The sequence below is a fragment of the Streptomyces sp. NPDC008313 genome, from assembly GCF_042956125.1.
Classification (GTDB): domain Bacteria; phylum Actinomycetota; class Actinomycetes; order Streptomycetales; family Streptomycetaceae; genus Streptomyces.
In genome coordinates, this window is the sequence record NZ_JBIBFR010000001.1 from 70088 (window position 1) to 94150 (window position 24063).

General features: G+C 69.8%; 17 protein-coding genes and 1 pseudogene. 7 read left to right on the forward strand and 11 right to left on the reverse strand.

What is annotated here, in order from left to right; all coding sequences use genetic code 11:
* Positions 1 to 42: 42 nt before the first annotated feature.
* From ACFY93_RS00345 to ACFY93_RS00370, 6 genes are all read left to right on the forward strand, one after another.
* Positions 43 to 1803, forward strand: a complete 1761-nt coding sequence (locus ACFY93_RS00345; RefSeq protein WP_391352219.1) for an ABC transporter substrate-binding protein — start codon at positions 43 to 45, stop codon at positions 1801 to 1803.
* 164 nt (positions 1804 to 1967) lie between these two features.
* Complete coding sequence (locus tag ACFY93_RS00350; protein ID WP_391352221.1) at positions 1968 to 2948, forward strand: ABC transporter permease subunit; 981 nt, start codon at positions 1968 to 1970, stop codon at positions 2946 to 2948.
* 73 nt (positions 2949 to 3021) lie between these two features.
* Entirely contained in the window at positions 3022 to 4056 is a 1035-nt protein-coding gene (locus ACFY93_RS00355) for an oligopeptide/dipeptide ABC transporter ATP-binding protein (RefSeq protein WP_391352223.1), read from the forward strand.
* Between the two features lie 26 nt (positions 4057 to 4082).
* Complete coding sequence (locus tag ACFY93_RS00360) at positions 4083 to 5129, forward strand: dipeptide ABC transporter ATP-binding protein (protein WP_391352224.1); 1047 nt, start codon at positions 4083 to 4085, stop codon at positions 5127 to 5129.
* Positions 5130 to 5327: 198 nt separating this feature from the next.
* Positions 5328 to 5912: a Uma2 family endonuclease gene (locus ACFY93_RS00365; protein ID WP_391352226.1), complete on the forward strand. Its 585-nt coding sequence runs from the start codon at positions 5328 to 5330 to the stop codon at positions 5910 to 5912.
* Between the two features lie 76 nt (positions 5913 to 5988).
* Positions 5989 to 6747, forward strand: a complete 759-nt coding sequence (locus ACFY93_RS00370; protein WP_391352228.1) for a methyltransferase domain-containing protein — start codon at positions 5989 to 5991, stop codon at positions 6745 to 6747.
* A gap of 162 nt (positions 6748 to 6909) precedes the next feature.
* Here ACFY93_RS00370 and ACFY93_RS00375 read toward each other — a convergent pair whose 3' ends face one another.
* From ACFY93_RS00375 to ACFY93_RS00405, 7 genes are all read right to left on the reverse strand, one after another.
* Positions 6910 to 8112 (reverse strand): dipeptide ABC transporter ATP-binding protein, encoded by a 1203-nt coding sequence (locus tag ACFY93_RS00375; protein WP_391352229.1) that lies wholly within the window; start codon positions 8110 to 8112, stop codon positions 6910 to 6912.
* Between the two features lie 13 nt (positions 8113 to 8125).
* Positions 8126 to 9187, reverse strand: a complete 1062-nt coding sequence (locus ACFY93_RS00380; RefSeq protein WP_391352231.1) for an oligopeptide/dipeptide ABC transporter ATP-binding protein — start codon at positions 9185 to 9187, stop codon at positions 8126 to 8128.
* A 10-nt stretch (positions 9188 to 9197) separates the two neighbouring features.
* Entirely contained in the window at positions 9198 to 10178 is a 981-nt protein-coding gene (locus tag ACFY93_RS00385; protein WP_391352233.1) for an ABC transporter permease subunit, read from the reverse strand.
* Between the two features lie 101 nt (positions 10179 to 10279).
* On the reverse strand, positions 10280 to 12088 hold the full coding sequence (locus ACFY93_RS00390) for an ABC transporter substrate-binding protein (RefSeq protein WP_391352235.1): 1809 nt from the start codon (positions 12086 to 12088) through the stop codon (positions 10280 to 10282).
* Positions 12089 to 12195: 107 nt separating this feature from the next.
* Entirely contained in the window at positions 12196 to 13230 is a 1035-nt protein-coding gene (locus tag ACFY93_RS00395) for an ABC transporter permease subunit (RefSeq protein ID WP_391352237.1), read from the reverse strand.
* 668 nt (positions 13231 to 13898) lie between these two features.
* Entirely contained in the window at positions 13899 to 15806 is a 1908-nt protein-coding gene (gene typA, locus ACFY93_RS00400) for a translational GTPase TypA (protein ID WP_391352239.1), read from the reverse strand.
* A 153-nt stretch (positions 15807 to 15959) separates the two neighbouring features.
* The gene (locus tag ACFY93_RS00405; protein ID WP_391352240.1) at positions 15960 to 18197 is read right to left on the reverse strand and encodes an ABC transporter substrate-binding protein; all 2238 of its coding nucleotides are present in this window, start codon (positions 18195 to 18197) and stop codon (positions 15960 to 15962) included.
* A 273-nt stretch (positions 18198 to 18470) separates the two neighbouring features.
* Here ACFY93_RS00405 and ACFY93_RS00410 point away from each other — a divergent pair.
* Positions 18471 to 18721 (forward strand): annotated as a pseudogene (locus ACFY93_RS00410) (2Fe-2S iron-sulfur cluster-binding protein); the annotation flags it as partial.
* Positions 18722 to 18730: 9 nt separating this feature from the next.
* On the opposite strand, the gene ACFY93_RS00415 reads toward ACFY93_RS00410, so the two are convergent.
* The 4 genes from ACFY93_RS00415 to ACFY93_RS00430 all read right to left on the reverse strand — a co-directional run bounded on the left by ACFY93_RS00415 (position 18731) and on the right by ACFY93_RS00430 (position 24056).
* Entirely contained in the window at positions 18731 to 19936 is a 1206-nt protein-coding gene (locus ACFY93_RS00415; RefSeq protein ID WP_391352242.1) for a hypothetical protein, read from the reverse strand.
* A gap of 131 nt (positions 19937 to 20067) precedes the next feature.
* Positions 20068 to 22791, reverse strand: a complete 2724-nt coding sequence (locus ACFY93_RS00420) for a SpoIIE family protein phosphatase (RefSeq protein ID WP_391352244.1) — start codon at positions 22789 to 22791, stop codon at positions 20068 to 20070.
* Between the two features lie 309 nt (positions 22792 to 23100).
* On the reverse strand, positions 23101 to 23532 hold the full coding sequence (locus tag ACFY93_RS00425) for an ATP-binding protein (RefSeq protein WP_391352246.1): 432 nt from the start codon (positions 23530 to 23532) through the stop codon (positions 23101 to 23103).
* A 98-nt stretch (positions 23533 to 23630) separates the two neighbouring features.
* Positions 23631 to 24056, reverse strand: coding sequence for an NUDIX domain-containing protein (locus ACFY93_RS00430; protein ID WP_391352248.1), 426 nt, complete (start codon positions 24054 to 24056; stop codon positions 23631 to 23633).
* Between the last annotated feature and the right edge of the window lie 7 nt (positions 24057 to 24063).

Consider the following 24063-nt stretch of genomic DNA (forward strand, 5'->3'; position numbering starts at 1 on the left):
GGCTGCACTTTTCCGTCCCGCATCCACATAGGCAGGATCTCCATGTCCTTCTCGCGCAGAAACTTCCTGATCGCCACCGGCGTGGTCGCGGCCTCCAGCTCGATGCTGACCGCCTGCGGCGGCAGCGACAGCGGCGGCTCGTCGAAGAACGACGGCCCCAAGGTCAGCGGCTCCAAGACCACCGAGATCGCGGTCGGCACCAAGGCCGACTCGACGGGTCCGGCCCCCGAGGTCAAGGGCGCGGTCAAGGGCGGGACGATCTACTCGCTCGACCAGTTCGACATGGACCACATGGACCCGGCGCAGATCTACGTCTCCACCGAGGGCGCCATCACCGTCCCGATCCTGCGCGGTCTGACCGGCTACAAGATCGACGACAAGGGCGGCGCCACCCTGGTCGGCGACCTCGCCACCGACGCGGGCACCGCGAAGGACGGCGGCAAGACCTGGTCCTTCACGCTGAAGGACGGTCTGAAGTGGGAGGACGGCTCCGACGTCACCATGGACGACGTCCGCCACACCTTCGAGCGCCTCTACGCCGACTTCGTCACCGAGGGCCCCCGCTACGTGCAGGACTGGCTCGAGGGCGGCAAGAAGTACAAGGGCCCCTACGGCGGCAAGGAGCTCGACTCGATCGAGATCGACGGCAAGACCGTCACCTTCCGCCTCAGCGAGCCCCGCGGTGACTTCAACTTCACCCTCGCGATGCGCGGTTACGCGCTCGTGTCGAAGAAGAAGGACACCAAGGAGAAGTACGACAAGCGTCCGTTCTCCTGCGGCCCGTACAAGATCGGCGACCGCAAGATCGGCAAGTCGCTGACCTACGTGCGCAACGAGCACTGGGACCCGAAGACGGACTCGATCCGCAACAACTACCCGGACAAGTACATCTTCCAGTTCGGCTTCCAGCCGCTGGCCGCCACCGACCGCTACATCGCGGACTCCGGCAAGGACCAGTACGCGATGTCGATCTTCAACGAGGTCGCGGCCGAGCGCATCGCCCAGGTGCTCACCAACGCCAAGTACAAGAAGCGCGTCCTCACCGCGGTCGACACGGTCACCTACTACTGGCCGATCAACACGACCCGCGTCAAGGACGTCAAGGTCCGCCAGGCCATCAACTACGCGTGGCCGCACCGCCAGCTGCAGACGATCCGCGGTGGCGCCTCCACCAGCGAGATCGCCACCACGATCTTCAGCCCGGTCACCCCCGGCTACACGAAGTTCGACCTGTACGGCACGACCAAGAAGCCCGGTGGCGACCCGGCCAAGGCGAAGGCGCTGCTGAAGGAGGCCGGCAAGGAAGGCTACAAGCTGGTCATCGCCTACCAGCAGTCGGACAACGCGGTGAAGCAGGCCGTCGCCATCAAGAACGCCCTGGAGGCCGCCGGCTTCGAGGTCGTCAACAAGCAGGTCGACAAGTCGACCTTCTACACCGCCATCGGCAAGATCGACAACCACTTCGACCTCTTCGCCGCGGGCTGGAGCCCGGACTGGCCGAACGGCTACTCCGTGTTCTACCCCTGCTGGAGCGGCGCGAACATCGGTGACGGCCGCAGCAACTACGCCCAGCTGGACGACCCGGGCGTCAACAAGGCGATCACCGCCGCGTCCAAGCTCACCGACGCCGACGCCGCCAACAAGGCGTGGGGCGAGATCGACCGCCAGATCATGGAGCTCGCGGCCGTGGTCCCGGACTACCACTCCATCCGCAACTGGATGTACGGATCCAAGGTCGGCAACGTCGTGTACGACAGCGGCAACACCTGCATCGCGCTCTGCAAGCTGTACGCGATGAAGTAAGCAGCCCGCACACGAAGGGGGCGGCCGCCCATGCGACCGCCCCGTCAGGCCCTGTCGTCGACCCCCACCGCCCCACCGGGCGAACGAGGGGGCCGACGACAGGGTCTGGGTCCGACCCCCCTCATCTCCCGGCGACGGCGCCCCGTCCGGAAAGTCACGCCCCCATGCTCCGCTTCCTTGTTCGCCGAGTCATCGGCGCGCTGGTCATTCTGCTGATCATCAGCGCCGTCACCTTCTGGCTGTTCTACGCCATCCCGCGTGACCCGGCCATCATGTCCTGCGGCAAGAACTGCTCCCCGGACATGCTGGAGAAGGTCCGGCACAACCTGGGTATCGATCACCCGATCCCTGTCCAGTACTGGGACTGGCTCAAGGGCCTCTTCGTCGGGCGCAACTACCCCGGCTTCGGTAACTGCGACGCCCCCTGCCTCGGGTACTCCTTCGCCAACCGCGAGCCCGTCCTCGGCACGATCCTGGACCGGCTGCCGCTGACCCTCTCGCTCGCGTTCGGCGCGGCCATCGTCTTCCTGATCATCGGCATCGGCGCCGGCATGATCGCGTCCCTCAAGCAGGGCAAGTGGCAGGACAAGCTGGCCAGCTCGGCCTCGCTGCTCGGCTCGTCGCTGCAGATCTACTTCGTCGGCTACATCGCCATGTACTTCCTGGTGTCGAAGCTCGGCCTGCTCAGCCAGCCCTCGTACACGCCGATCACCGAGGACCCGGCCGCCTGGGTCTCCGGACTGCTGCTGCCCTGGCTGGTCCTGGCCATCATCTTCACGGCCAACTACACCCGTATGTCCCGCTCCCAGCTGGTCGAGCAGCTCAGTGAGGACTACGTCCGCACCGCCCGGGCCAAGGGCCTGTCCGGCGCGAACGTGTTCTTCCGGTTCGCCTGGCGCGGCGCGATGGGTCCGATCGTCACGATCTTCGGTGTCGACCTGGGCGTCCTCATCGGCGGCGCGATCATCACGGAGACGACCTTCAGCATGCAGGGCATCGGCCGCCTCGCGGTGGAGTCCGTCGACAAGAGCGACCTGCCCATGCTGCTCGGCGTGACCCTGCTGTCGGCCGGCGCGATCGTCTTCTTCAACATCATCGTGGACGCCGTCTACGCCCTCATCGACCCCCGGATCCGGCTCGCCTGACCCGGCGCCGTCCGCCTCCCGCCCTGGCCACCCCCCGCCCCGGCTACCCCCGCATCACCTCAGGAGCGTCCCCGTGACGAGCACCGATCAGCAGCCCTTCCTGTCCGTCAGGGATCTGAAGGTCCACTTCTCCACCGAAGACGGCGTCGTCAAGGCCGTCGACGGGCTCTCCTTCGACCTGGCCAAGGGCAAGACGCTCGGCATCGTGGGCGAGTCGGGGTCCGGCAAGTCCGTCACCAACCTGACGATCCTGGGCCTGCACGACCGTGACCGCACCGCCATCGACGGCGAGATCCTGCTCGACGGGCAGGACCTGCTGGCGACCTCGGAGCGGAAGCTCGAGCAGTTGCGCGGCAACAAGATGGCCATGATCTTCCAGGACGCGCTGGCCTCGCTCTCGCCGTACCACACCATCGGCAAGCAGATCGGCGAGACGTACCGCAAGCACACCGGCTGCTCCAAGCGGGACGCCAGGGTGCGCGCGATCGAGATGCTGCGCCGCGTCGGCATCCCGCAGCCGGACGTCCGCGTGGACGACTACCCGCACCAGTTCTCCGGCGGTATGCGCCAGCGCGCGATGATCGCCATGGCCCTGGTCTGCGACCCCGAGCTGCTGATCGCGGACGAGCCGACCACCGCGCTCGACGTGACCGTGCAGGCCCAGATCATGGACCTGCTCAAGGACCTCCAGCAGGAGTTCGGCACGGCGATCATCTTCATCACCCACGACCTCGGGGTCATCGCCGACATCGCCGACGACGTGCTGGTGATGTACGGCGGCCGGTGCGTGGAGCGCGGCACCAAGCAGGAGGTGCTGCGCGCGCCGCAGCACCCGTACACCTGGGGCCTGCTCGGCTCGATGCCGAGCCTGGACGGGCCGGTCGACGTGCCGCTCTCCCCGATCCCCGGCTCGCCTCCGTCGCTGCTGAACCCGCCGAGCGGGTGCCGCTTCCACCCGCGGTGCACCTTCGCGGAGAAGGTGGCGGGCGGACTCTGCTCCACCGAGCAGCCTCCGCTCCAGGTCACCGACGGACGCGGCGCCGCCTGCCACCTCACCGACGAGCAGCGCCGGGACTACTTCGCCGACTACGCCGCGCGCGCCAACTGACGTAACCGAGACGGGATTTCACGACCATGAGCAACACGAACCCCCTCCTGGACGTCACCGGACTGACCAAGCACTTCCCGGTGATGGGAGGCTTCCCCTTCAAGCGGAAGATCGGCGCGGTCCAGGCCGTCGACGGTCTCGACTTCCAGGTCGCCGAGGGCGAGAGCCTGGGCCTGGTCGGCGAGTCCGGCTGCGGCAAGTCCACCACCGGCCGGCTCATCACCCGGCTGCTGGAGCCGACCGGCGGCAGAATCACCTACCGCGGCCAGGACATCACCCACGCCGGCCGCAAGCAGCTCGCGCCGGTCCGCTCCGAGATCCAGATGATCTTCCAGGACCCGTACGCCTCGCTGAACCCGCGGCAGACCGTCGGCAAGATCATCTCCGGTCCCATGGAGATCAACGGGATCGACTCGCCCGGCGGCAACGAGAAGCGCGTCCGCGAGCTTCTGGAGATCGTCGGTCTCAACCCGGAGCACTACAACCGCTTCCCGCACGAGTTCTCCGGCGGTCAGCGCCAGCGCATCGGCGTGGCCCGCGCGCTCGCCCTCCAGCCGAAGCTGATCGTGGCCGACGAGCCGGTCTCCGCGCTCGACGTGTCGATCCAGGCACAGGTCGTCAACCTGCTCCAGCAGCTCCAGCGGGACATGGGCATCGCGTTCGTCTTCATCGCCCACGACCTCGCCATCGTGCGGCACTTCTCGGAGCGCGTCGCGGTCATGTACCTCGGCAAGATCGTCGAGATCGCCGACCGTGCCGACCTGTACGACAACCCGCGCCACCCCTACACCCGGGCGCTGCTGTCCGCGGTGCCCGAGGCGACCGCGGACGACGTACCGGCCCGTGAGCGCATCCGACTCACCGGCGACGTCCCCTCGCCCCTCAACCCGCCGTCCGGCTGCCGCTTCCGTACGCGGTGCTGGAAGGCGACGGAGAAGTGCGCGACCGAGGCGCCGCCGCTGGTGCAGGTCGAGGGCAACAAGCCCGGCCACCTGACGGCCTGCCACTACCCGGAGACACACGACGTGGTCCCCGGCCCGCGGCTGTCCAAGGACCCCGAGGTCGCGGCCTGACACACCCCTTTCGTCAGCCGCGCCCAGGGCCCGTCCGGCCCCCCAGGCCGCACGGCCCCTCACGGGACCGGCTCTCACCGGCCCATCGACCCGAGCCCACGACGGTCCGGTCCCCGGGAACGAAGGCCCGCGCACACCTCACGGAGTGCGCGGGCCTTCGCGTGGGCGACGGAGAGGGCGCCTCGCTATCCTCCGTACATGGACTACGCGAAGATGCGCGCGATCGCCGAGGAGCTCACGGCGTACGCGGAGCAGCTCGAAGGATCCTGGGAGGTCGAGATCGGCCCCTCCGGCCCGTTCCTCGCCATGATGAGCCCTTCGAAGCGCCATGAGGGCACCGTGCGGCGGATTCGGAACCAGCTCAACGCCCAGCTTCCTGCCACCCACCCCGGGTACGTCTGCGAGAATGGGCCCGAGATCGAGCACCCTGCCATCGGCCGTATGCGGCGCCCGGACGCAGTCGTCATTCCCGAGACCGTGCTGGACGAGGAGGGTCTCGCCGTCGACGCCACACGCGTACTGGCGGTCGTCGAGATCGTCTCGCCGTCCAATCCGGACAACGACTACACCGAGAAGCTCGCCGAATACCCTGCCATGGGCATCGAGCACTACCTCATCGTCGACCCCCGCACGGGCACCATCGAGGTGCACTCCGACCCGTGCGGGGACCGGTACCGGGACAAGGCTCCGTACATCTTCGGCGATGCCGTGCCGTTCGGTCCATGGACAGTGCGGACCGATGCGTTCCGTCGCTACGGGAAGGCGGGAAACACCACGCCGTAGCGGGCCGCGGGTCCGCGGTGCGGGCGAATCCCAACTCCCCTGTACTGAACGGCAGTACAGCAGGCAGACTGCCCGGATGGTTGATCGTTCCTTTGGGGATGCCTCGTTGGCCCCGCTGTACGACCCGCTCAATCCGTGGGGGCCGGGCGACGACTTCTGTCTGGACCTCGTCATGTCGGCGCGGTCCGTCCTGGACGTCGGATGCGGGACCGGACGGCTGCTGGCGCGGGCCAGGCAGGACGGCCACCGGGGCCGGCTGTGCGGGCTCGACCCGGCCGCCGCCATGCTGGTGCGGGCGCGGCAGGCACGTGACGACGTGGAGTGGATGCTCGGGGATCTGGCCTCGGCCCGGTGGGCCGGGGAGTTCGACCTGGTCGTGATGACCGGGCACGCGTTCCAGACCCTCACAGGCGACGACGAGCTGCGCTCCTGCCTCACCGCCGTGCGGGAGGCGCTCACCGACGACGGAAGGTTCCTGTTCGAGACGCGGAACCCGGCCGCGCGGGCCTGGGAGAACTGGACCGGGGTACGTGAGGTCACCGACGCGGACGGCGGCGCCGTGCGCGTCCGGTACGAGGTCGAGGAGCCGGTCGCCGGGGAACGGGTGACCTTCACGGAGACGTTCGAGCACCCCGGGTGGGAGGGGACGCGGGTCAGCCGGAGCACGCTGCGGTTCTTGGGGCCGGGCGTGCTGGACGGCTTCCTCGCGGAGTCCGGGCTCACCGTGCGGAAACGATTCGGCGACTGGGGCCGTGAGCCGTTCGCGCCCGCCCCCGGCACGGACGGCCCCGCCTCCCCGGAGATCATCACGATCGCGGGACGGGCCGACGGCTAGGGTCTTTCGTCCGGGGCGCCTCGGACCGAGCCTGGCAGGGCAGACCGGGCAGGGCACCGGGCAGGGCAGGACTGGACCGGGCAGGGCAGGGCAGGGCGCGGGTGAGCGGCGGCGGGGTCCGGGGCGTCCGGGACCGAGGCCGGTCCCGGACGCCCCGGACCGTCACGCGGTCTTCGGCGACCCCTGCGCCGGCCCCGGCGACTCCTCCAGCGCCGTCAGCGCCGGGTCCAGGACGATGTCCTCCTCGCGCGCGGTGATCGTCGGGTCCTCCGGGAAGTGGCAGGCCGTCAGGTGTCCGGAGTGGTTCCCGGAGAGCTGGATCAGCGGCGGCTCCTCGGCCGCGCACTTGTCCTGCGCCTTCCAGCAGCGCGTACGGAAGCGGCAGCCCGACGGCGGGGAGATCGGGGACGGCACGTCGCCGGCCAGCCGGATCCGCTCGCGCCGGGTGTCCCCGCCGTCCAGGTCGACCTCCGGCACGGCGGAGAGCAGGGCGTGGGTGTACGGGTGGCGGGGGCGGGCGTAGATGGAGTCGCGGTCGCCGACCTCGATGATCTTGCCCAGGTACATCACCGCGACGCGCTGCGAGAAGTGCCGCACGACGGCCAGGTCGTGGGCGATGAACAGGAACGCGATGCCCAGCTCCTGCTGCACCTTCTGCAGCAGGTTGACCACCTGCGCCTGGATCGACACGTCGAGCGCGGAGACCGGCTCGTCGGCCACGATCAGCTTGGGCTCCAGGGCGAGCGCCCTCGCCACGCCGATGCGCTGGCGCTGACCGCCGGAGAACTCGTGCGGGAAGCGGTTGTAGTGCTCCGGGTTGAGTCCCACGGTCTCCAGCAGTTCCCGCACCCGCGTCTCGCGGCCGCCGGGCGGGTTGATCCCGTTGATCTCCATCGGACCGGAGATGATCTTGCCGACGGTCTGCCGCGGGTTCAGCGAGGAGTACGGGTCCTGGAAGATCATCTGGATCTCGGACCTGATCGGCGCCAGCGCCCGGCGGCTCGCGTGGGAGATGTCCTGGCCGCGGTAGGAGATCGTGCCGCCCGTCGGCTCCATCAGGCGGGTGATCAGCCGGCCGGTGGTGGACTTGCCGCAGCCGGACTCGCCCACCAGACCGAAGCTCTCGCCGGCGTGGACGGTGAGGTCGACGCCGTCCACGGCCTGCACCGCGCCGATCGTCCGCTTGAAGGGGAAGCCGCCCATCACCGGGAAGTGCTTGACCAGCTTCTCCACCACGAGCAGCGGCTCGCCCGTCTCCCCCGGGGCGCCCCCGCGCGGTGCGGGCACAGCGGCGGCGTCCTTCACGGGGTCCCCCTTCGCGGTGTCACTCTCCACAGGGTCCCCCTTGATGACGTCTTCCGTCATGACGTGTCTCTCCCTACCGCAACCGGGGCTTGATCTGCTCGACGAAGATGGTCCGCTTCTGCTCGGCCGTGAGGTGGCACGCGCCTCCCCTGCCCGGCGGCAGCAGCGGCAGTTCGTCCTCACATCGTGTCCCGCCCACCTCGCCGCGGAAAGTGCACCGGGGGTGGAAGCGGCAGCCGGACGGCGGGGTCAGCAGCGAGGGCGGCGAGCCGGGGATCGGCGCGAGCGGCGCGCCGAGGTCCGAGTCGATCCGCGGCATCGAGTTCAACAGGCCCCAGGTGTAGGGATGCTGGGGCGAGCGCAGGACCTCGTCGGTCGTGCCGCGCTCCACCGCGCCGCCCGCGTACATCACCATGATGTCGTCCGCCATGTCGGCGATGACCCCGAGGTCGTGGGTGATGAAGATGATCGCCGAGCCGAACTCCTGCTGGAGGTCCTTGAGCAGATCGAGGATCTGGGCCTGCACGGTCACGTCGAGCGCGGTGGTCGGCTCGTCCGCGATCAGCAGGTCCGGGTCGCAGACCAGGGCCATGGCGATCATCGCGCGCTGGCGCATGCCGCCGGAGAACTGGTGCGGGTAGTCCTTGGCCCGCTCCGGCGGGTTGGGGATGCCGACCTTGCCGAGCATCTCCACCGCGCGGTCCCAGGCGGCCTTCTTGGAGGCCCCCATGTGCTTCATGAAGGGCTCGGCGATCTGCCGGCCGACCGTGTAGTACGGGGACAGCGCGGTCAGCGGATCCTGGAAGATCATCGCGACCTTGTTGCCGCGCAGCTTCTCCAGTTCGGACTCGCGGGCGGTGACCAGTTCCTGGCCCTCCAGCACGATCTCGCCGTCGATGTCGGTGAACATCGGGTTGTGCAGCCCGAGGACGGTCAGGTTGGTCACCGACTTGCCCGAGCCGGACTCCCCCACGATGCCGAGGGTCCTGCCCCGTTCCAGGTCGAAGGAGAGCCCGTCGACGGCCTTGACGACACCGTCCTCGGTCCGGAAGCGGACGTGCAGGTCGCGCACCGAGAGGAAGGCGCCCGCGTCCGCCGGGGAGCCGGGGCCCGATTCCTTGGTCAGAGTGGTCACGACAGTGCTCCTAGGACAGCCGCACACGCGGGTCGATGAAGGCGTAGCAGGCATCCACGATGATGTTGAACAGGAGGATCATGGCGGCGGAGAACAGCATCACGCCGAGCAGCAGCGGCAGGTCGCTGAAGCTGACCGCGTCCACGGCGAGGTGGCCGAGGCCCGGCAGCCCGAAGGTGTACTCGGTGATGATGGCGCCGCCGAGGAGGGAGCCGAGGTCGATGCCGAAGATGGTGACGATCGGGATGAGCGAGCCGCGCCAGGCGTAGCGGAAGAAGACGAACTTGCGGGACATGCCCTTGGCGCGGGCCGTGCGGACGTGCTCCTCCTGGAGCTGCTCGATCATCGACGAGCGCGCCATACGGGTGTACTGCGCGGCGAAGATGGTGGACAGCACCACCCACGGGATGATGAGCCCGCTGAACCAGGTGAGCGGGTCCTTGGTGAACTCGTTGTAGGCGGGCTTGTCGAAGATGTGCGTCTGGTAGACGAGGGCGGCCAGGGCCAGCGGGCCGAGGAAGTAGATCTGCATCGAGCTGATGACCATCGACCCGGCGGTGACGGTCTTGTCGACGAGCGTGCCGCGCTTCCAGGCGGCGAGCATCCCGGTGCCGAGGCCCACGAAGAGGAAGCAGACGGCGGCGCCCAGCGTCAGCGAGACGGTGGTGGGCAGCCGGTCCATCAGGGTGCCCCAGACCTGCTCGTTGGTGTGGTACGAGTAGCCGAAGCAGGGGGCGGGGCAGGGGCCCTGGGCGAAGTCGTCGCTGCCCATGACGAGGTTGTGCAGGAAGATCCCGTACTGCTCGGGGATCGACTTGTCGAGGCCGAGTACGTGGTGGATGTTCTCCAGGTTGGCCGGCGTGCACGCCTTACCGCACATCAGCAGCCCCGGGTCACGTGGCATCCCGAAGAACAGCAGGAACGCGACGATGCTCAGCAGGAAGAGAATGACGGCGGCGCCGAGTGTCCGGCGCATGAGGAAGCGCAGCATGGCAGGGGCAGCTCTCAGACGTCAGTGGGCCCGGCGGGGCCCGGTGCGGTCCGTCCCGCTGGGCGGGCGGACGCGCACCGGGCTCCGTGCGGGCGCGATGGTTACTTGACGAACAGGCGACGCGGGTCGACGCTGCCGATCACGTCGTCGTAGACGAGGCCGCCGACCTTGGAACCGGCGATCTGGATCTGCTTGTAGTACGCGGTCGGGACGACGTTGACGAGGTCCTTGACGATGTACTGGTCGAGCTTCTCCCACTCGGCCGCGGACTTGACCGGGTCGGTGATCTTGTTGATGCGGTCGATCTCGCTGTTGACGCGGTCGTCGTTGATCTGCGAGTAGTTCTGCGCGCCGTCGGCGATCACGCGGCCGTCGTAGAGCGGCGGCATCACGGTCGAGGCGGACGGCCAGTCGGCACCCCACGCGGTGTGGAAGATGTCGTACTTGTTGTCCAGCTTGCTGACCTGGTCGTAGAACGTCTCGGCCGGGATCTCCTGGCGCTGGACGTCGAAGCCCGCCTTCTCCAGACCGGCCGCCATGGCGGTGGAGTACTGCTGGCCCTCGGGGGTGTTGATGTAGCCGAAGGTGAGCTTCATGCCGACCTTGCCGGCCTCTTCGAGGAGCTTCTTGGCCTTGACGGGGTCACCGGCCGGCTTCTTCTTCTTGCCCCAGGGGTCGAAGGAGGCGTCGTAGCCGCTGACGGTCGGGCTGAGCAGTCCGCCGGCGACCTCCATGGCCGCGCTGCCGCCGTAGGCGCGGACGAACGGCGTGACCGGGAGGGCGTACGCGATCGCCTCGCGGATCTTCTTGTCCTTGAGCGCCGGGTGGCTCATGTTGATGTTCATCTGGCCGACGTACGGCATGTAGCCGGAGACCGTGCGGGACTTCATCTTCGGGTCGCTGAGGACCTTGGAGAGGTTGCCCGCGTCGACCTGGTTGTTGAAGCTGATGCCGGCCTGGTCGGCGCCGCTGTCCGCGAGGAGCGTCTTGGTGGACGTCTCGTACTGCTGGTTGAACGTGATGTTGAACTGGTCCACGTACTGGTGGCGGATCGGGTCCGTCTTCGCGTCCCAGTCGGCGTTCTTGACCAGCACCATCGACTTGCCGGACTTGAACGACTTGATCTTGTACGGGCCGGTCGCCACGGGCGCGCGGTCGTACTTCGTCTTGGTGTCGCCCTTCTCGGAGACCATCGCGTAGCCGGCCATGGCGAGCGCGTACGGCAGGTCCGGGTGGGCCGTCTTGAAGTGGAAGACGACCGTCTTGTCGTCCGGCGTCTCCAGGATGCTGTCCGGCAGGTGCTTGCCCTTGTAGGGGCCGTCCTTGAGGAGTTTGCGGTAGTCGGTGCCCTGGGTGTCGGCGATCCACTGCTGGAGGTAGGTCGGGCCCTGGTTGATGAAGGGCGCGAAGAGCCGCTCGACGGAGTGGCGGACGTCCTTGGACGTGATCGCGGACCCGTCCTCGAACTTGATGCCGTCCTTGAGCGTGTACTTCCAGGTCTTGCCGCCGTCCGTCGTCGTACCGGAGTCGGTGGCGAGGTCGCCGACGACCTCGTGCTTGCTGCCGTCGTCGCTGGTCGCCTTGTAGCCGGTGAGGCCGCGGTGGAGCAGCTGCGAGACCGACATCTCGTCCGAGACGTAGATCTGTCCCGGGTCGAGGTGGGCGTAGCTGTCGCGCTGCAAAACCTCGATCGTGCCGCCGGACTTGGCGCCCGGGACGTCGGCGGCGGGACCGGTGGAGTCCTTCGCGTCGCCGAACTCGATCGACGCCTGCTGCCGTTTGGCGTTGCTGTCGTCCTTCTTGCTGTCATTGCCGCTGTCGCTGCCGCCCTTGCTGCAACCGGTGAGCACGAGAGCTCCGGCCGCGAGCACTGAGATTGCGGCGTATGCGTGGCGTCCGCCCCTACTCATCACTCAGTTTCCACCCATCTGTGTGTCACCAGTGCGAAGTACCGCTTGTGGATGTGCCGTTGAGAAGCGTTGAACTGCCAGGGGGCGTCGCGCCCACGGCCTGGCGGTCAGCGTGCCGTCTTGGGGTCGAAGGCGTCCCGGACGGAGTCCCCGAGCAGGTTGAACGCGACGACGAAGATGATCATCGAGACGCCGGGGAAGAACATGTAGGTGATGTCGTTCTGCAGCACGAGCTCGGTCGACGCCTTGGAGAACATCTGGCCCCAGTCGGGGGTGGGTTCGATGATCCCGACGCCGAGGAAGGACAGGCCCGCCTCGATCGTCACGAAGTTCGGCAGCAGATACGTGGCCTGCACCAGCAGCGGTGTCACCACGTTGGGCAGGATCTCCTTGCCGATGATGCGGGCGGGGGACGCTCCGCTCACCCTGGCCGCCTCGATGAACTCCCGCTCCCGCAGGGCGAGTGTCGTGCCGCGCAGGATGCGGGCGAGACTCATCCAGCCGAGGACCCACATCACGCAGATCAGCGCGACCACCCGTACATAGGTGGGTGTCTCGTCGCGCGGGCTCACGAAGAGCGAGACCACGACCGGCATGCTGGCGATGAAGAACAGCTGCGAGGGGAAGGCCAGCAGGAAGTCGATGATCCGGCTGATGAAGAAGTCCGGCTTGCCGCCGAGGTATCCGGCGGCGACTCCCAGCAGGACACCGGTGACGACGACCGCGAGCGTGACCGACACCGAGATCATCAACGAGGTCCGGATGCCGTAGATCAGCTTGGTGAAGACGTCGTAGCCGTTGCCCGGTTCGAGTCCGAACCAGAACTCGCCGCTGATACCGCCGTTGGGCTGGATCGGGACGCCGGCGCTGTCGAAGAGCTCCGGACGCTCGTCCGCGTACACGGTGTACGGGTTCTTGCCGTACAGCTTGGAGATCAGCGGGGCGAGCACGCCGATCAGGAAGAAGAAGCCCACCACATAGGCGGAGACCACTCCGGTGCGGTCGCGCTTGAAGCGGGTCCACATCAGCCGGCCGGGCGAACGCCCCTCCAACTGCGGTGGTACAGGCACCTTCTTGGCGTCTTTGTCGTCGTCCACGACGACCGAAGGACCGGCGCCTTCCGTCTCGAGAGGACTCGTCATGATGCGTCCAATTCATGGGTACGCCGAGTCGGCGGCAGCCCAGGGTGCGGGCGGCCACGACTTGGACCATGCGGATCAGGGAAGACGTATGCCTATCGGTCGCAGAACGCGACAAGTCGCAGATGAACACGCGTAGTTGGCATCGACGGCCTCCTCATGACTCAACCAGTGCACGGACAGGAGGGGTACGTGACAGGCCTCCGACACCCCTGACGGAGGACCAAACACCCCACTGTGCTCGTGAGTCGGCGCTGTCCCCACAGCGCGTGACCCATTGACCCGAGCGTTACGCGGCTAACTATCTGCCATCGGACAGACACCGACCACACTCTGTAGGTCTCGGTTCAATCACAGCTGACGCCTGGATCTTCCAAAATCTGGACAAACTGATCTGAGTGAGAAGCGTGCGAAACGGACTTGTTACTTGGCTATCGGGCCAGATGTTCCGCATTTCGGACACCACGCACCGTGCGAGCGCCGTACGGACGCCGGGACACCGGCGGAAAACCGGTTGCGAAAAGCCCGGGTGCCACCATGATGGCGGCACCCGGGCTCAGTTGGTAGGGACCAGCCGCGCCCGGCGCGGCGGATCGTCGTGAATCAGCCGCGTACGGCGCGGCCGGTCCGGCTGTCCGCCGGCTCTACCCGGCCGGCGGACAGGCGTCGGGTCAGCCGTGCTTGGCGCGGCTCGCGGAGCGGGCGCGCTCGCGGGCGTCCAGGTTCACCTTGCGGATGCGAACGGCCTCCGGCGTCACCTCGACGCACTCGTCGTCGCGGCAGAACTCCAGCGACTGCTCCAGCGAGAGCTTGCGCGGCGGCACGATCGCCTCGAACGAGTCGGCCGAGGACGACCGCATGTTGGTGAGCTTCTTCTCCTTGGTGATGTTCACGTCCATGTCGTCGGAGCGCGAGTTCTCACCGACGATCATGCCCTCGTACACCTCGGTGCCCGGGTCCACGAAGAGCACGCCGCGCTCCTGGAGGTTCGTCATCGCGAACGCGGTGACGGCGCCGGAGCGGTCGGCGACCAGCGAGCCGTTGTTGCGGGTCGTCAGCGTGCCGAACCACGGCTCGTGGCCCTCGTGGATCGAGTGCCCGATGCCGGTACCGCGGGTGCTGGTCAAAAACTCCGTACGGAAGCCGATCAGACCGCGCGAGGGCACGACGAACTCCATGCGGACCCAGCCGGAGCCGTGGTTCGACATGTTGTCCATACGGCCCTTGCGGACGCCCATGAGCTGCGTGACCGCGCCCATGTGCTCCTCGGGCACGTCGATCGTCATGCGCTCGACCGGCTCGTGGACCTTGCCGTCGACCTCCTTGGTGACGACCTGCGGCTTGCCGATGGTCAGCTCGAAGCCTTCCCGGCGCATGGTCTCGACCAGGATGGCGAGCGCCAGCTCACCGCGGCCCTGGACCTCCCACGCGTCCGGACGCTCGGTGTCGAGGACGCGCAGCGAGACGTTACCGATCAGCTCGCGGTCGAGGCGGTCCTTGACCTGGCGGGCGGTGACCTTGCGGTCCTTGACCGCGGCCTTGGCGTCCGCGCCCTTGCCGGTGCCGCCGCGGCCGACCAGCGGCGAGGTGTTCGTACCGATCGTCATCGAGATCGCCGGCTCGTCGACCGTGATCAGCGGCAGCGCGATCGGGTTCTCCGTGTCGGCGAGGGTCTCGCCGATCATGATGTCCGGGATGCCGGCGACGGCGCAGATGTCACCGGGGCCGGCCTTCTCGGCGGGCTTGCGGGTGAGCGCCTCGGTCATCATCAGCTCGCTGATGCGCACGTTGCTGATCGTGCCGTCACGCTTGATCCACGCGACCGTCTGGCCCTTGCGCAGCTCGCCCTGCTCGACGCGGAGCAGCGCGATGCGGCCGAGGAAGTTGTCGGCGTCCAGGTTGGTGACGTGCGCCTGGAGGGGGGCCGCCTCGTCGTACGACGGGGCCGGGACGTGCTCCAGGATCGTGGAGAAGAACGGCTCCAGGCTGTCGCTGTCGGCCGGGACGGTGCCGTCCTCCGGCTTGGTCAGCGAGGCGATGCCGTCACGGGCGCAGGCGTAGACGATCGGGAACTCGATCTGCTCCTCGTCGGCGTCGAGGTCGAGGAAGAGGTCGTACGCCTCGTTCACGACCTCGTCGATGCGCGAGTCGGGGCGGTCCGTCTTGTTGATGCACAGGATCACGGGGAGCCGGGCCTGGAGGGCCTTGCGCAGCACGAAGCGGGTCTGGGGCAGCGGGCCCTCGGAGGCGTCCACGAGGAGGACGACCGCGTCCACCATCGACAGACCGCGCTCGACCTCGCCGCCGAAGTCGGCGTGGCCGGGGGTGTCGATGATGTTGATCGTGATGGCGTCGCCGCCGTCCTTGGGGTGGTACTTCACGGCCGTGTTCTTGGCCAGGATCGTGATGCCCTTCTCACGCTCCAGGTCGTTCGAGTCCATCATGCGGTCGTCGAGCGACTCGGCGGCGTGCGCGGCGAAGGCACCGGCCTGCTTGAGCATGGCGTCGACCAGGGTGGTCTTGCCGTGGTCGACGTGGGCGACGATGGCGACGTTGCGGATGTCGTGGCGCGTGGCCATATTGAGGCGCTTCTCCCGGAGTGAGTGGACGGCCTCCGCGGAGCGGGGCCTGCCGGGCATTACACGCCACGGCCTTACCCCATGGTACGGGTCCTCGCCGGGAGCGGCCTCCGCTGGGTCCGGAGGCCGGTGGCCCGAGGGTGCGGGCCGCGGCTACCGGCTCTTGTCCAGGAAGCCCATGTCCTCGTAGACCGGGGTCTGGAAGCCGAAGGCGCCCGCGTTGGCCAGGTCGGCGCGGGCCGCCACGAGCTGGGGGCGCTGGTAGAGGGGGATGGAGCCCGCCGCCGCCCAGATGCGGGCGTCCGCCTTGCGCATCAGGGACCGGCGGGCCTTGTCGTCCAGCTCACCGATGGCCTGGTCGAAGAGCTGGTCGACCTGGTCCGTGCCCACCCGCGTGTAGTTCTGCTCCACGCTCAGCGCCCCGTCCGCCCCGGGCACCGGCTTCGCGTAGATCGGCCGCGCGTCGGTGGCCGGGTAGGCGGAGGCGGGCCAGGAGTACAGCGCCAGGTCGAACTCCCCGGAGGCGATGTGGTCCTTGAAATAGCTCTCGTCGGAGACCTTGGAGATCTCCGTGCGGATGCCGACGCGCTCCAGCATCCGGGCGATCCGCTCGCCGACCGTGCGCAGCGGCGCCGAGCCCGGCCCGGACGGGAGCACGAACCGCAGGGTCAGCGCCTTGCCGTCCTTGGCGAGCACCCCGCCCGCGAGCCCCTTCGCCGCGCCCTTCGGCGCGGCCGTGCCCTCGGGGGCGTACGCGCCCTGGGCCGCGTCGCGCCGCTTGTGGACGAAGTGCTTGCCGTCCAGCGGTTCGGCGGCGTGCCCGCCCGCGCTCTTCGTCCGCTTCTTCTGCTCCCGGTCGGCGTCGGCCGGCTTGCCGTCGGCGGGCTTGTCGTCCTCGCCGACGATGTACGTGCCGTCGTCGTCCCCGGAGTCCCCCTTCTCGTCCTCGTCCGACGCCTTCGTGCCGTCCTTCTCGCTCGTGTCGCCCTTCTCGCCCCGGGAACCGGCCGCCTTCTCCGTGCCGTCCTCCGTGACCGGGCCGCCGGCCACCCATCCCGCGTCGGCGAGCAGCGCCCGCGCCTCGTGGGTGTCCTGGCCGCCGAGCGCGCCGCTGCCGTCGGCGTACGCCGGCTGGCCGGAGAGCGCGAGGTGGCTACCGACCGGCACGGCGGGCAGGCCGAGCGGCTTCAGCACGGCGCCGGCCAGTTCCTTGCGGTCGAGGGCTCGGGCGACGGCCCGGCGGACGCGCTCGTCGGCGAGGGGGCCCTCGGCACCATTGAGGGCGAGCTGGGTGAAGGAGGGTTCGAGGGACTTGCGGACCACGAAGCCGGCGAGGGCGGCCTGCTGGTCCGTGTACTTCGCGATCGCCTTGCGCCGCTTCTTGCGGGCGGTGGTCTCCTCGTCCGCCGCGTCCTCGTCGGAACCGTGCGCGACGGCCCAGGAGCGCAGTGCCCTGGCCGGCGTCATCGCGGCGCCGGGCCCGTGGGCGGACGCCCCGTGGCCGCCCTTGTCCTGGGAGGCCAGGGTGACCCGCTGGGACTCCTCCGGGTCGATCTCGGCGAGGTCGAGTCTTCCGGCGGCGAGCTCGGCGGCCCGCTTGTCGCGGGGTACGGCGCGCAGCACCAGCTCGGAGACCTTGGCCGGGGCGCCCCACCAGCGCGGATTACGGGTGAGGGTGACGTCGCCCTCCTCGCGGTCGACCTTCTTCACGGTGAACGGACCGGCGGTGACCTTCAGCTTGCCGCGCGCTCCGTCGTTGAAGGAGTCCGGGGTGCCCGTGACGTCCTTCGAGTACAGCGGGGAGAACAGGGCCTTCCAGTCGGCGTAGGGCTTGCTGAAGGTGACCCGGACCTCCAGGTCGTTCTTGCCGCGTTCGATCTTCTCGATGCGGTCGTAGCCCGCGTTGCGGGCCGTCCAGTACGCGGTGTCCCTGCCGGACAGGGCGCGCCACTGGGCGACGAAGTCGGCGGCGCCGATCTCGCGGCCGTCGCTCCAGACGGCCTGCTGGTTGAGCCGGTAGAGCACCACCTGTCGGGGCTCGCGCTCGACGACCTTCGCGGACTCCAGGAAGTCGGGGTTGCGCTGCGGGCGGCCCGTCGCGTCGAGCCGGTACATGGAGGGCAGTACGGCGCCCGCGATCCGTGAGGTCGCGGCACCGGCGTCCGCCTGGAAGGTGTTGAGGGTCTCCGGTACGGCGTCCACGGCCCAGCGCAGGGTGCCGCCGTCCTTGATCCGGTCCCGCGCCGCGGGCGCGATGTCCTGCGCGGCGACGGGCTTGCCCGCCTCGTCCTTCTCGCCGCAGGCGGCGAGGGCGGGCACCGCGAGCGCGCCGGCGGTCAGGAAGACGACCGAGCGCATCACCGCGTGCGGTCCGACGCGGGTGTGGGACATCACAGCTACCTCCGGGGCTCGCCGGACCCTCCACCCCTCGGCGGAAACGTTCCGGCAAGGAGGGCAGAGGCCGGTTCTGATCACGTTTGGCGGTATATGGAGCTGATCAGATCTACAGCCCACTGAAGGGGAGGCCGAGCGCGGCCCGTCGGAGGCACGGCGCGGGCGGCGCCCAAGCCCACCCGTACGGCGCAACAGGGGGCGCGTCGCACCGCTCGCGATCCGCCAATCCGTGCAGATCCCAAGTGCATCGGCCGGCATCGCTCGGCCAGGTGCTCGGCGGAGATCAACGGCCGCCCCCGGCTGATGCGCATGACCCGCATGTCGGTGTCCGACCGCGCCGAGACGATCACCGTCACCCCCCTGCGGGCCTTCCCGGTCGTACGCGACCTGGTGACGGACGTCGGCTTCAGAGGATCACGGACAACGCCCTGATCCCCCTCGAGGAGCGTGCGGCCGACCGGAAGTACGACCCGCTGGTGTGGCTGGGCAGCAGGATCCGGCGGCGCCCCGCGTCCTCCTGACCGGCGGGGTCACGACGGCCCGTCCGTCCAGCCCTTCCGGTACGCCGTCCAGTCCGCCTCCGTCGCCGCGAAGTCGACGTACAGGGCGACGCCGAAGCGGTCGCGCCCCGCGTCGGTCCGGGACAGGCCGAGGCGCACGCCCCGGACGGCGGCGGGCACCGTCTCCGCGTGCGCCCAGTGGCCGAACCGGTTCTCGTGGTAGAAGGGCAGGCCCATCAGCAGGTCGGTGGAGGACGGCGTGACCTCCAGCGCGAGGGCGGTCTGCTGCGCGACGTAGCCGCCGTAGGTGCCCTCCGTCGGCTGCATGGTGTCGTACGACATGACGGCGATCTGGTCGACGCGGCGCGCGACCTGCCCGAAGTACGCCTGCGACCACCACTTGGGGTGTCCGGCGAGGGTGCCCCAGAGGGAGTGGAAGCCCGGGAGCGGGTCGATCTGGTGGGCGGCGACGGACAGTTGGGCACCCCGGGACCGGGTCTCGCGGTGCAGCGCGTCGAGCAGGTCGAGGTAGTGGCGGTCGCCGGAGTGCAGGGGCTCCAGGTCGAAGTGGACGCCGTCGTACCCGGCGTCCAGGATCTGCCGGGCGGAACGCAGCACGGCGGCCCGGGAACCGGCGCGTTCCAGCCGCAGTCCGGTGGGGCCCTCGGTGGCGAGCACGTCACCGAGCCACGCCTGCACCCTGACCCCGGGCAGTTCCCGGTGGACCGACTCGATCAGCCAACGGGCGCGGGGGTACGCCGACTTCGGCAGGCTTCCGTCGTGCTCCAGCGGGCCGGAGTGGACGTAGAGGTCGCGGATGCCGGTGCCGTCCAGGCGGCGGGCGAGCGCGGTCATGTCGGCGTCCTTCTTGCGCCCGTCCACCCAGGCGTGGCCGAGCCAGACGGCGTCGCGGCCCCGGGTGCGGGCGCCGTCCGCCGGGTCACCGGTGTAGTTGATCCGCAGCGCCGTCCCGGCGGCGAGCAGGGGGACCACCAGCAGGAGGACCAGCGTGAGCGCGCCACGCCTCACCCAGCGGACCCAGGGCCTGCGGCGTCCGCCGCCCGGGGAGCCGGCGTCCGTGGCCTCCGCCTCGGCGGTGTCGGTGGTGGGCGCCGGTGCCGGGGAGCCGTCGGTGCCGGTGGGCGCGGGCCGGGAGCCGCCGTCGGCGGGCACCGGTATGTGCGGCTGGTCCCCTCCGTCGGCGGGCGTCCCGTTGTGCGCGTCCGTGTGTTCCATCCCCGACCTCCTCGGCCGGCGGCCCGGACCGGACCGCGTGTTCGACAGTGCCGGGGAGGACGCCGGGGACGGGTGGTGCGGTTGCGATCACGGTGATGAGCTGGGACGACGCGGCCGTCCGCACCCGGTGGTCAGAAGAGGCTCAGCAGTGCCTCCGCCGGGCCCGTGAGTCCCGTACCGCCGTCGGGAAGGGGGAGTTCGAACCAGACGGTCTTGCCGCGCGGGGTGCGGCGGGATCCCCAGGCGGCGCTCAGCAGGCCGACGAGCTGCAGTCCGCGTCCGCCCTCGTCGGTGTCCCGGGCACGGCGGCGGCGCGGCTGGACGAGACCCGCGTCCCACACCTCGCACACCAGGGTCCGGTCGAGCAGCAGCCGGAGTCTGATCTCACCCTCCCCGTACCGCAGGGCGTTCGTCACCAGCTCGCTGACCAGCAGCTCCGTCGTGTCGACCAGGGGCTCCAGGTCCCAGCCGACGAGCCGGGCGCGGGCGTACTCGCGGGCCCGGCCCACGCTGCGGGGCTCGCGCGGCAGCGTCCAGTCCCCGACGGAGTCGGCGGGCAGCCCCTGGACCCGTGCCATCAGCAGCGCGATGTCGTCCTCGCCGTGGTGGGTGTCGAGGGTGTTGAGCACGTGGTCGCAGACGTCCTCCAGCGGGCGGGAGGGGTCGGTCAGCGCCCCCACGAACGCCTGGAGGCCCTCGTCCAGCGGATGGTCGCGGGACTCCACCAGGCCGTCCGTGTAGAGGGCCAGCAGCGCGCCCTCGGGCAGTTCGACCTCCACCTCCTCGAACGGCTCGCCGCCGACGCCGAGCGGCATCCCCGGCGGCACGTCGAGCATCAGCGCGCTCTCGCCGGGCTCGACGAGGACGGGAGGCAGGTGGCCCGCGTTGGCGAAGGTGCACCGGCGGGTCACCGAGTCGTAGACCGCGTACACGCAGGTGGCGAGGTACACCTCGGCGAGGTCCGCGTCCCGCGGCTGGCGTGCCGTGCGGGTGGCCTGCTGGACGCCCCCGGGGGTGCCGAGACCGCGGGCGATCTCGTCCAGTGCCGAGAGGACCTCGGCCGGTTCGAGGTCGAGCAGGGCCAGCGTGCGTACCGCCGTGCGGAGTTCGCCCATGGCCACCGCGGCCCGCAGTCCGCGGCCCATCACGTCGCCGACGACCAGCGCCGTGCGGTGGCCGGGGAGTTCGATGACGTCGAACCAGTCGCCGCCGACCTCGGTGGCCGCGTTGCCGGGGAGGTAGCGGCAGGCTATGTCCAGGCCGGAGGCCTCGGGGTCGCCCGGGGGCAGCAGCGAGCGCTGCAGGATCAGCGCGCGCTCGTGCTCGCGGCGGTAGAGGCGGGCGTTGTCGATGCAGACGGCGGCGCGCGCGGCGAGTTCCACCGCCAGCGCGCGGTCGCGTTCGCCGAACGGCTCGCTGCCCTTCGTACGGGAGAACCGCGCGAGTCCCACGACGGTGTCGTGGGCGACCATCGGGACGGCCAGGGTGGACTGGACCAGTCCGCCGTCCTCGGCGGGGATGTGGCGCGGGCGGCCCGTGCGCAGGGCGTCCGCGCAGGAGGAGTTGAACGGGTAGTGGTGGACGGCGCCCACCTCGACCGGTGCGTGCCCGCCCGCGAACGGTGCGTCGGCGACGGCGCTCGCGAAGGCCACGCGGCGCAGCTCCGCGCTTCCGTCGGCGAGTCCCGGCGGGGCCTCGTCGCCGGCCAGGAGTCCCTGGTAGAGGTCGACGGTGGCGAGGTCGCAGAACCCGGGGACGACGACGCCGAGCAGCTCGCGTGCCGTGGTCTCCAGATCGAGGGAGTTGCCGATGCGGGCACCCGCCTCGTTGAGAAGGGCGAGATTACGCCGTGCGGCGGCGGCTTCACGGGCGGCGGCGCGGCGCCTGGTGACGTCGGTTCCGAGCCAGGCGATGCCGATGGGGCGGCCGGTGCCGCTGTGCACGCGGTAGAGGTTGACCGACCAGTGCCTGCGCTCGTCGGAGCCGGGCACGAAGCCCGTGACATGCATGTCCGTGACGGAGTCGCCGGTTTCCAGGACGCGGCGCAGCGTGGCGGCGACGCGCTCGGCCTCCGCCCGGGGGAGGTAGTCGTGGACGGTGGTGCCGCGGTGGTCGTCGACGCCGCCGCCGAAGGTGGAGGCGAAGCGCTGGTTGGCGCGTCGTACCCGCAGGTCGGTGTCGATCAGGAGGAAACCGAACGGAGATTGGCCGAATATCGCCTGCGAGGCGGCGAGGTCGGTCTCGATCCGGCGCAGGGTACGGACGTCGACGACGATGCAGACGGCGGCCTTCTCCCCCTCCTCCGTGCGCGTCGGCATCACATAGACCTCGGCGATCCCCTCGGCCGGCTCGGCCGCGTCCCGGCCGGTGCCCTCCGTGCGGGGGACCTGGAAGGGGACCACGCCGGTCCACTCCCGTCCGTCGAGGATCTCGGCCATCTTGCGCTGGCCGCGGTCGCGCCGGCCGGGGGCGACGAACGCCTCGATGGGATCGAGGCCGACGGCCCGCGCGGCGGGGATGCCGAACAGCTGCTCGGCCCGCAGACTCCACTGGTCGATGAGTCCGTCGGGCCCGATGGAGAACGAGGCGACCTTGATGTAGTCGTACATGGAGCCGGGAGGGCTGCTCTGCCACGTGTCGTGCGCGCTCGCGCCGTACGCGACCGCGTCGTGCGTGGCCGCGCCGTACGCGACCGTGTCGTACGTGGCCGCGTCATACGTGGCCGCGTCGGAGGTGGCCGCGTCGCCGTCGGCTCTGCCGCCGTCGGTGTCGCGCGTCACGTCACCCGCGGCCTCAGCCCTCGCGCCGTCCGACGGGTCCTCGGACTCCGTGGCCTTCGCTGGTATCTCGCTCACGCGAACCGTCCCCTCCAGCTCACCGCGTCCGGCACCGGTCACCGGGGGCGGCTGCCCGCAGTATCCAGCACTACGGCACCGCACAACACGGTGTTCACGATCACAGCACGGTCCCGATGGTTTTTGGACCGGCCGCTGCATACTCCCAGTCTTCTAACCACGTGACACCCCGTCGAATCAAGGACAGGGGCATTGATCTGCGACGGAGTCCACCCCTCGGACAACGGGCCGCGGACACGGGCCGCGGACACGGGCTCCGGATACGGGCCCCGGACACGGGCCTCGGAGCGGGGCGTCCGCGGCGGTGTCTCAGCGGGGTACGGCGAGTTCGAACCACACGGTCTTGCCCGCGCCTCCGGGCCGCATCCCCCAGCGCTGCGCCGATTCCGCCACCAGCTGCAGCCCGCGGCCGCTCTCGTCGTCGTCATCGTGCGCGCCGCGCTCGTGGGGCAGGTCGGGCAGCGGGTCGGAGACCTCCACGAGCAGCACGGACGGCCACTCGGGGCTGAGCCGCAGGCGTACGCCGATCGGTCCCGTGGCGTAGCGCAGGGAATTGGTCACCAGCTCGCTGACGAGCAGCGCGGTGACATCGCTCAGGGAGTCCAGCCGCCAGGTGCGCAACTGACCCCGGACGACGGCGCGGGCGGTGCGCACGGCGCCCGGATCCGCGGGGAAGGTCCATTCCGCGCGGTCGCCTTCGGTGCCGATCAAACCGATCACTTCCCAAGCCGGAAGTCCCACCCATGTCCGGTTTCATGGGGTTACAGGTGACATACCCGATATACGGAGCGCTTTACCGCGTACACCCGCTCACTGTGGCGCGAACGGCGTACGGCCATTCAGCGAGCGCCGCCCTCCGCGCGCCGGCCCGCGCTCGCCAGTACCGACAGCACCGCCTTCACCGCCGGCACGTCCTGGTCGAGCCAGGCCACGTCCCAGATCTCGTCCGGGGTCAGCCAGCGCAGCTCGTCGTGGTCCTCCAGCGGCAGGGGCTCGCCGGACACCAGCCGGGACAGCCACACCCGCAGGACGTAGCCCGGCTTCAGGGGCCACTCGCCGGGGACGCGCCCGACCGGCTCCGCCTCGACGCCCAGCTCCTCGCGCAGCTCGCGTACCAGGGCGCCCTCGGGGCTCTCGCCGGGCTCGACCTTGCCGCCGGGCAGCTCCCAGCGTCCGGCGAGTTCAGGGGGCGCACTACGGCGCGCGGCGAGAAGGCGCCCCTCGCGCGTCAGGGCGGCGCCGACCACCACGATCCGATCCGTCATGCGCCGG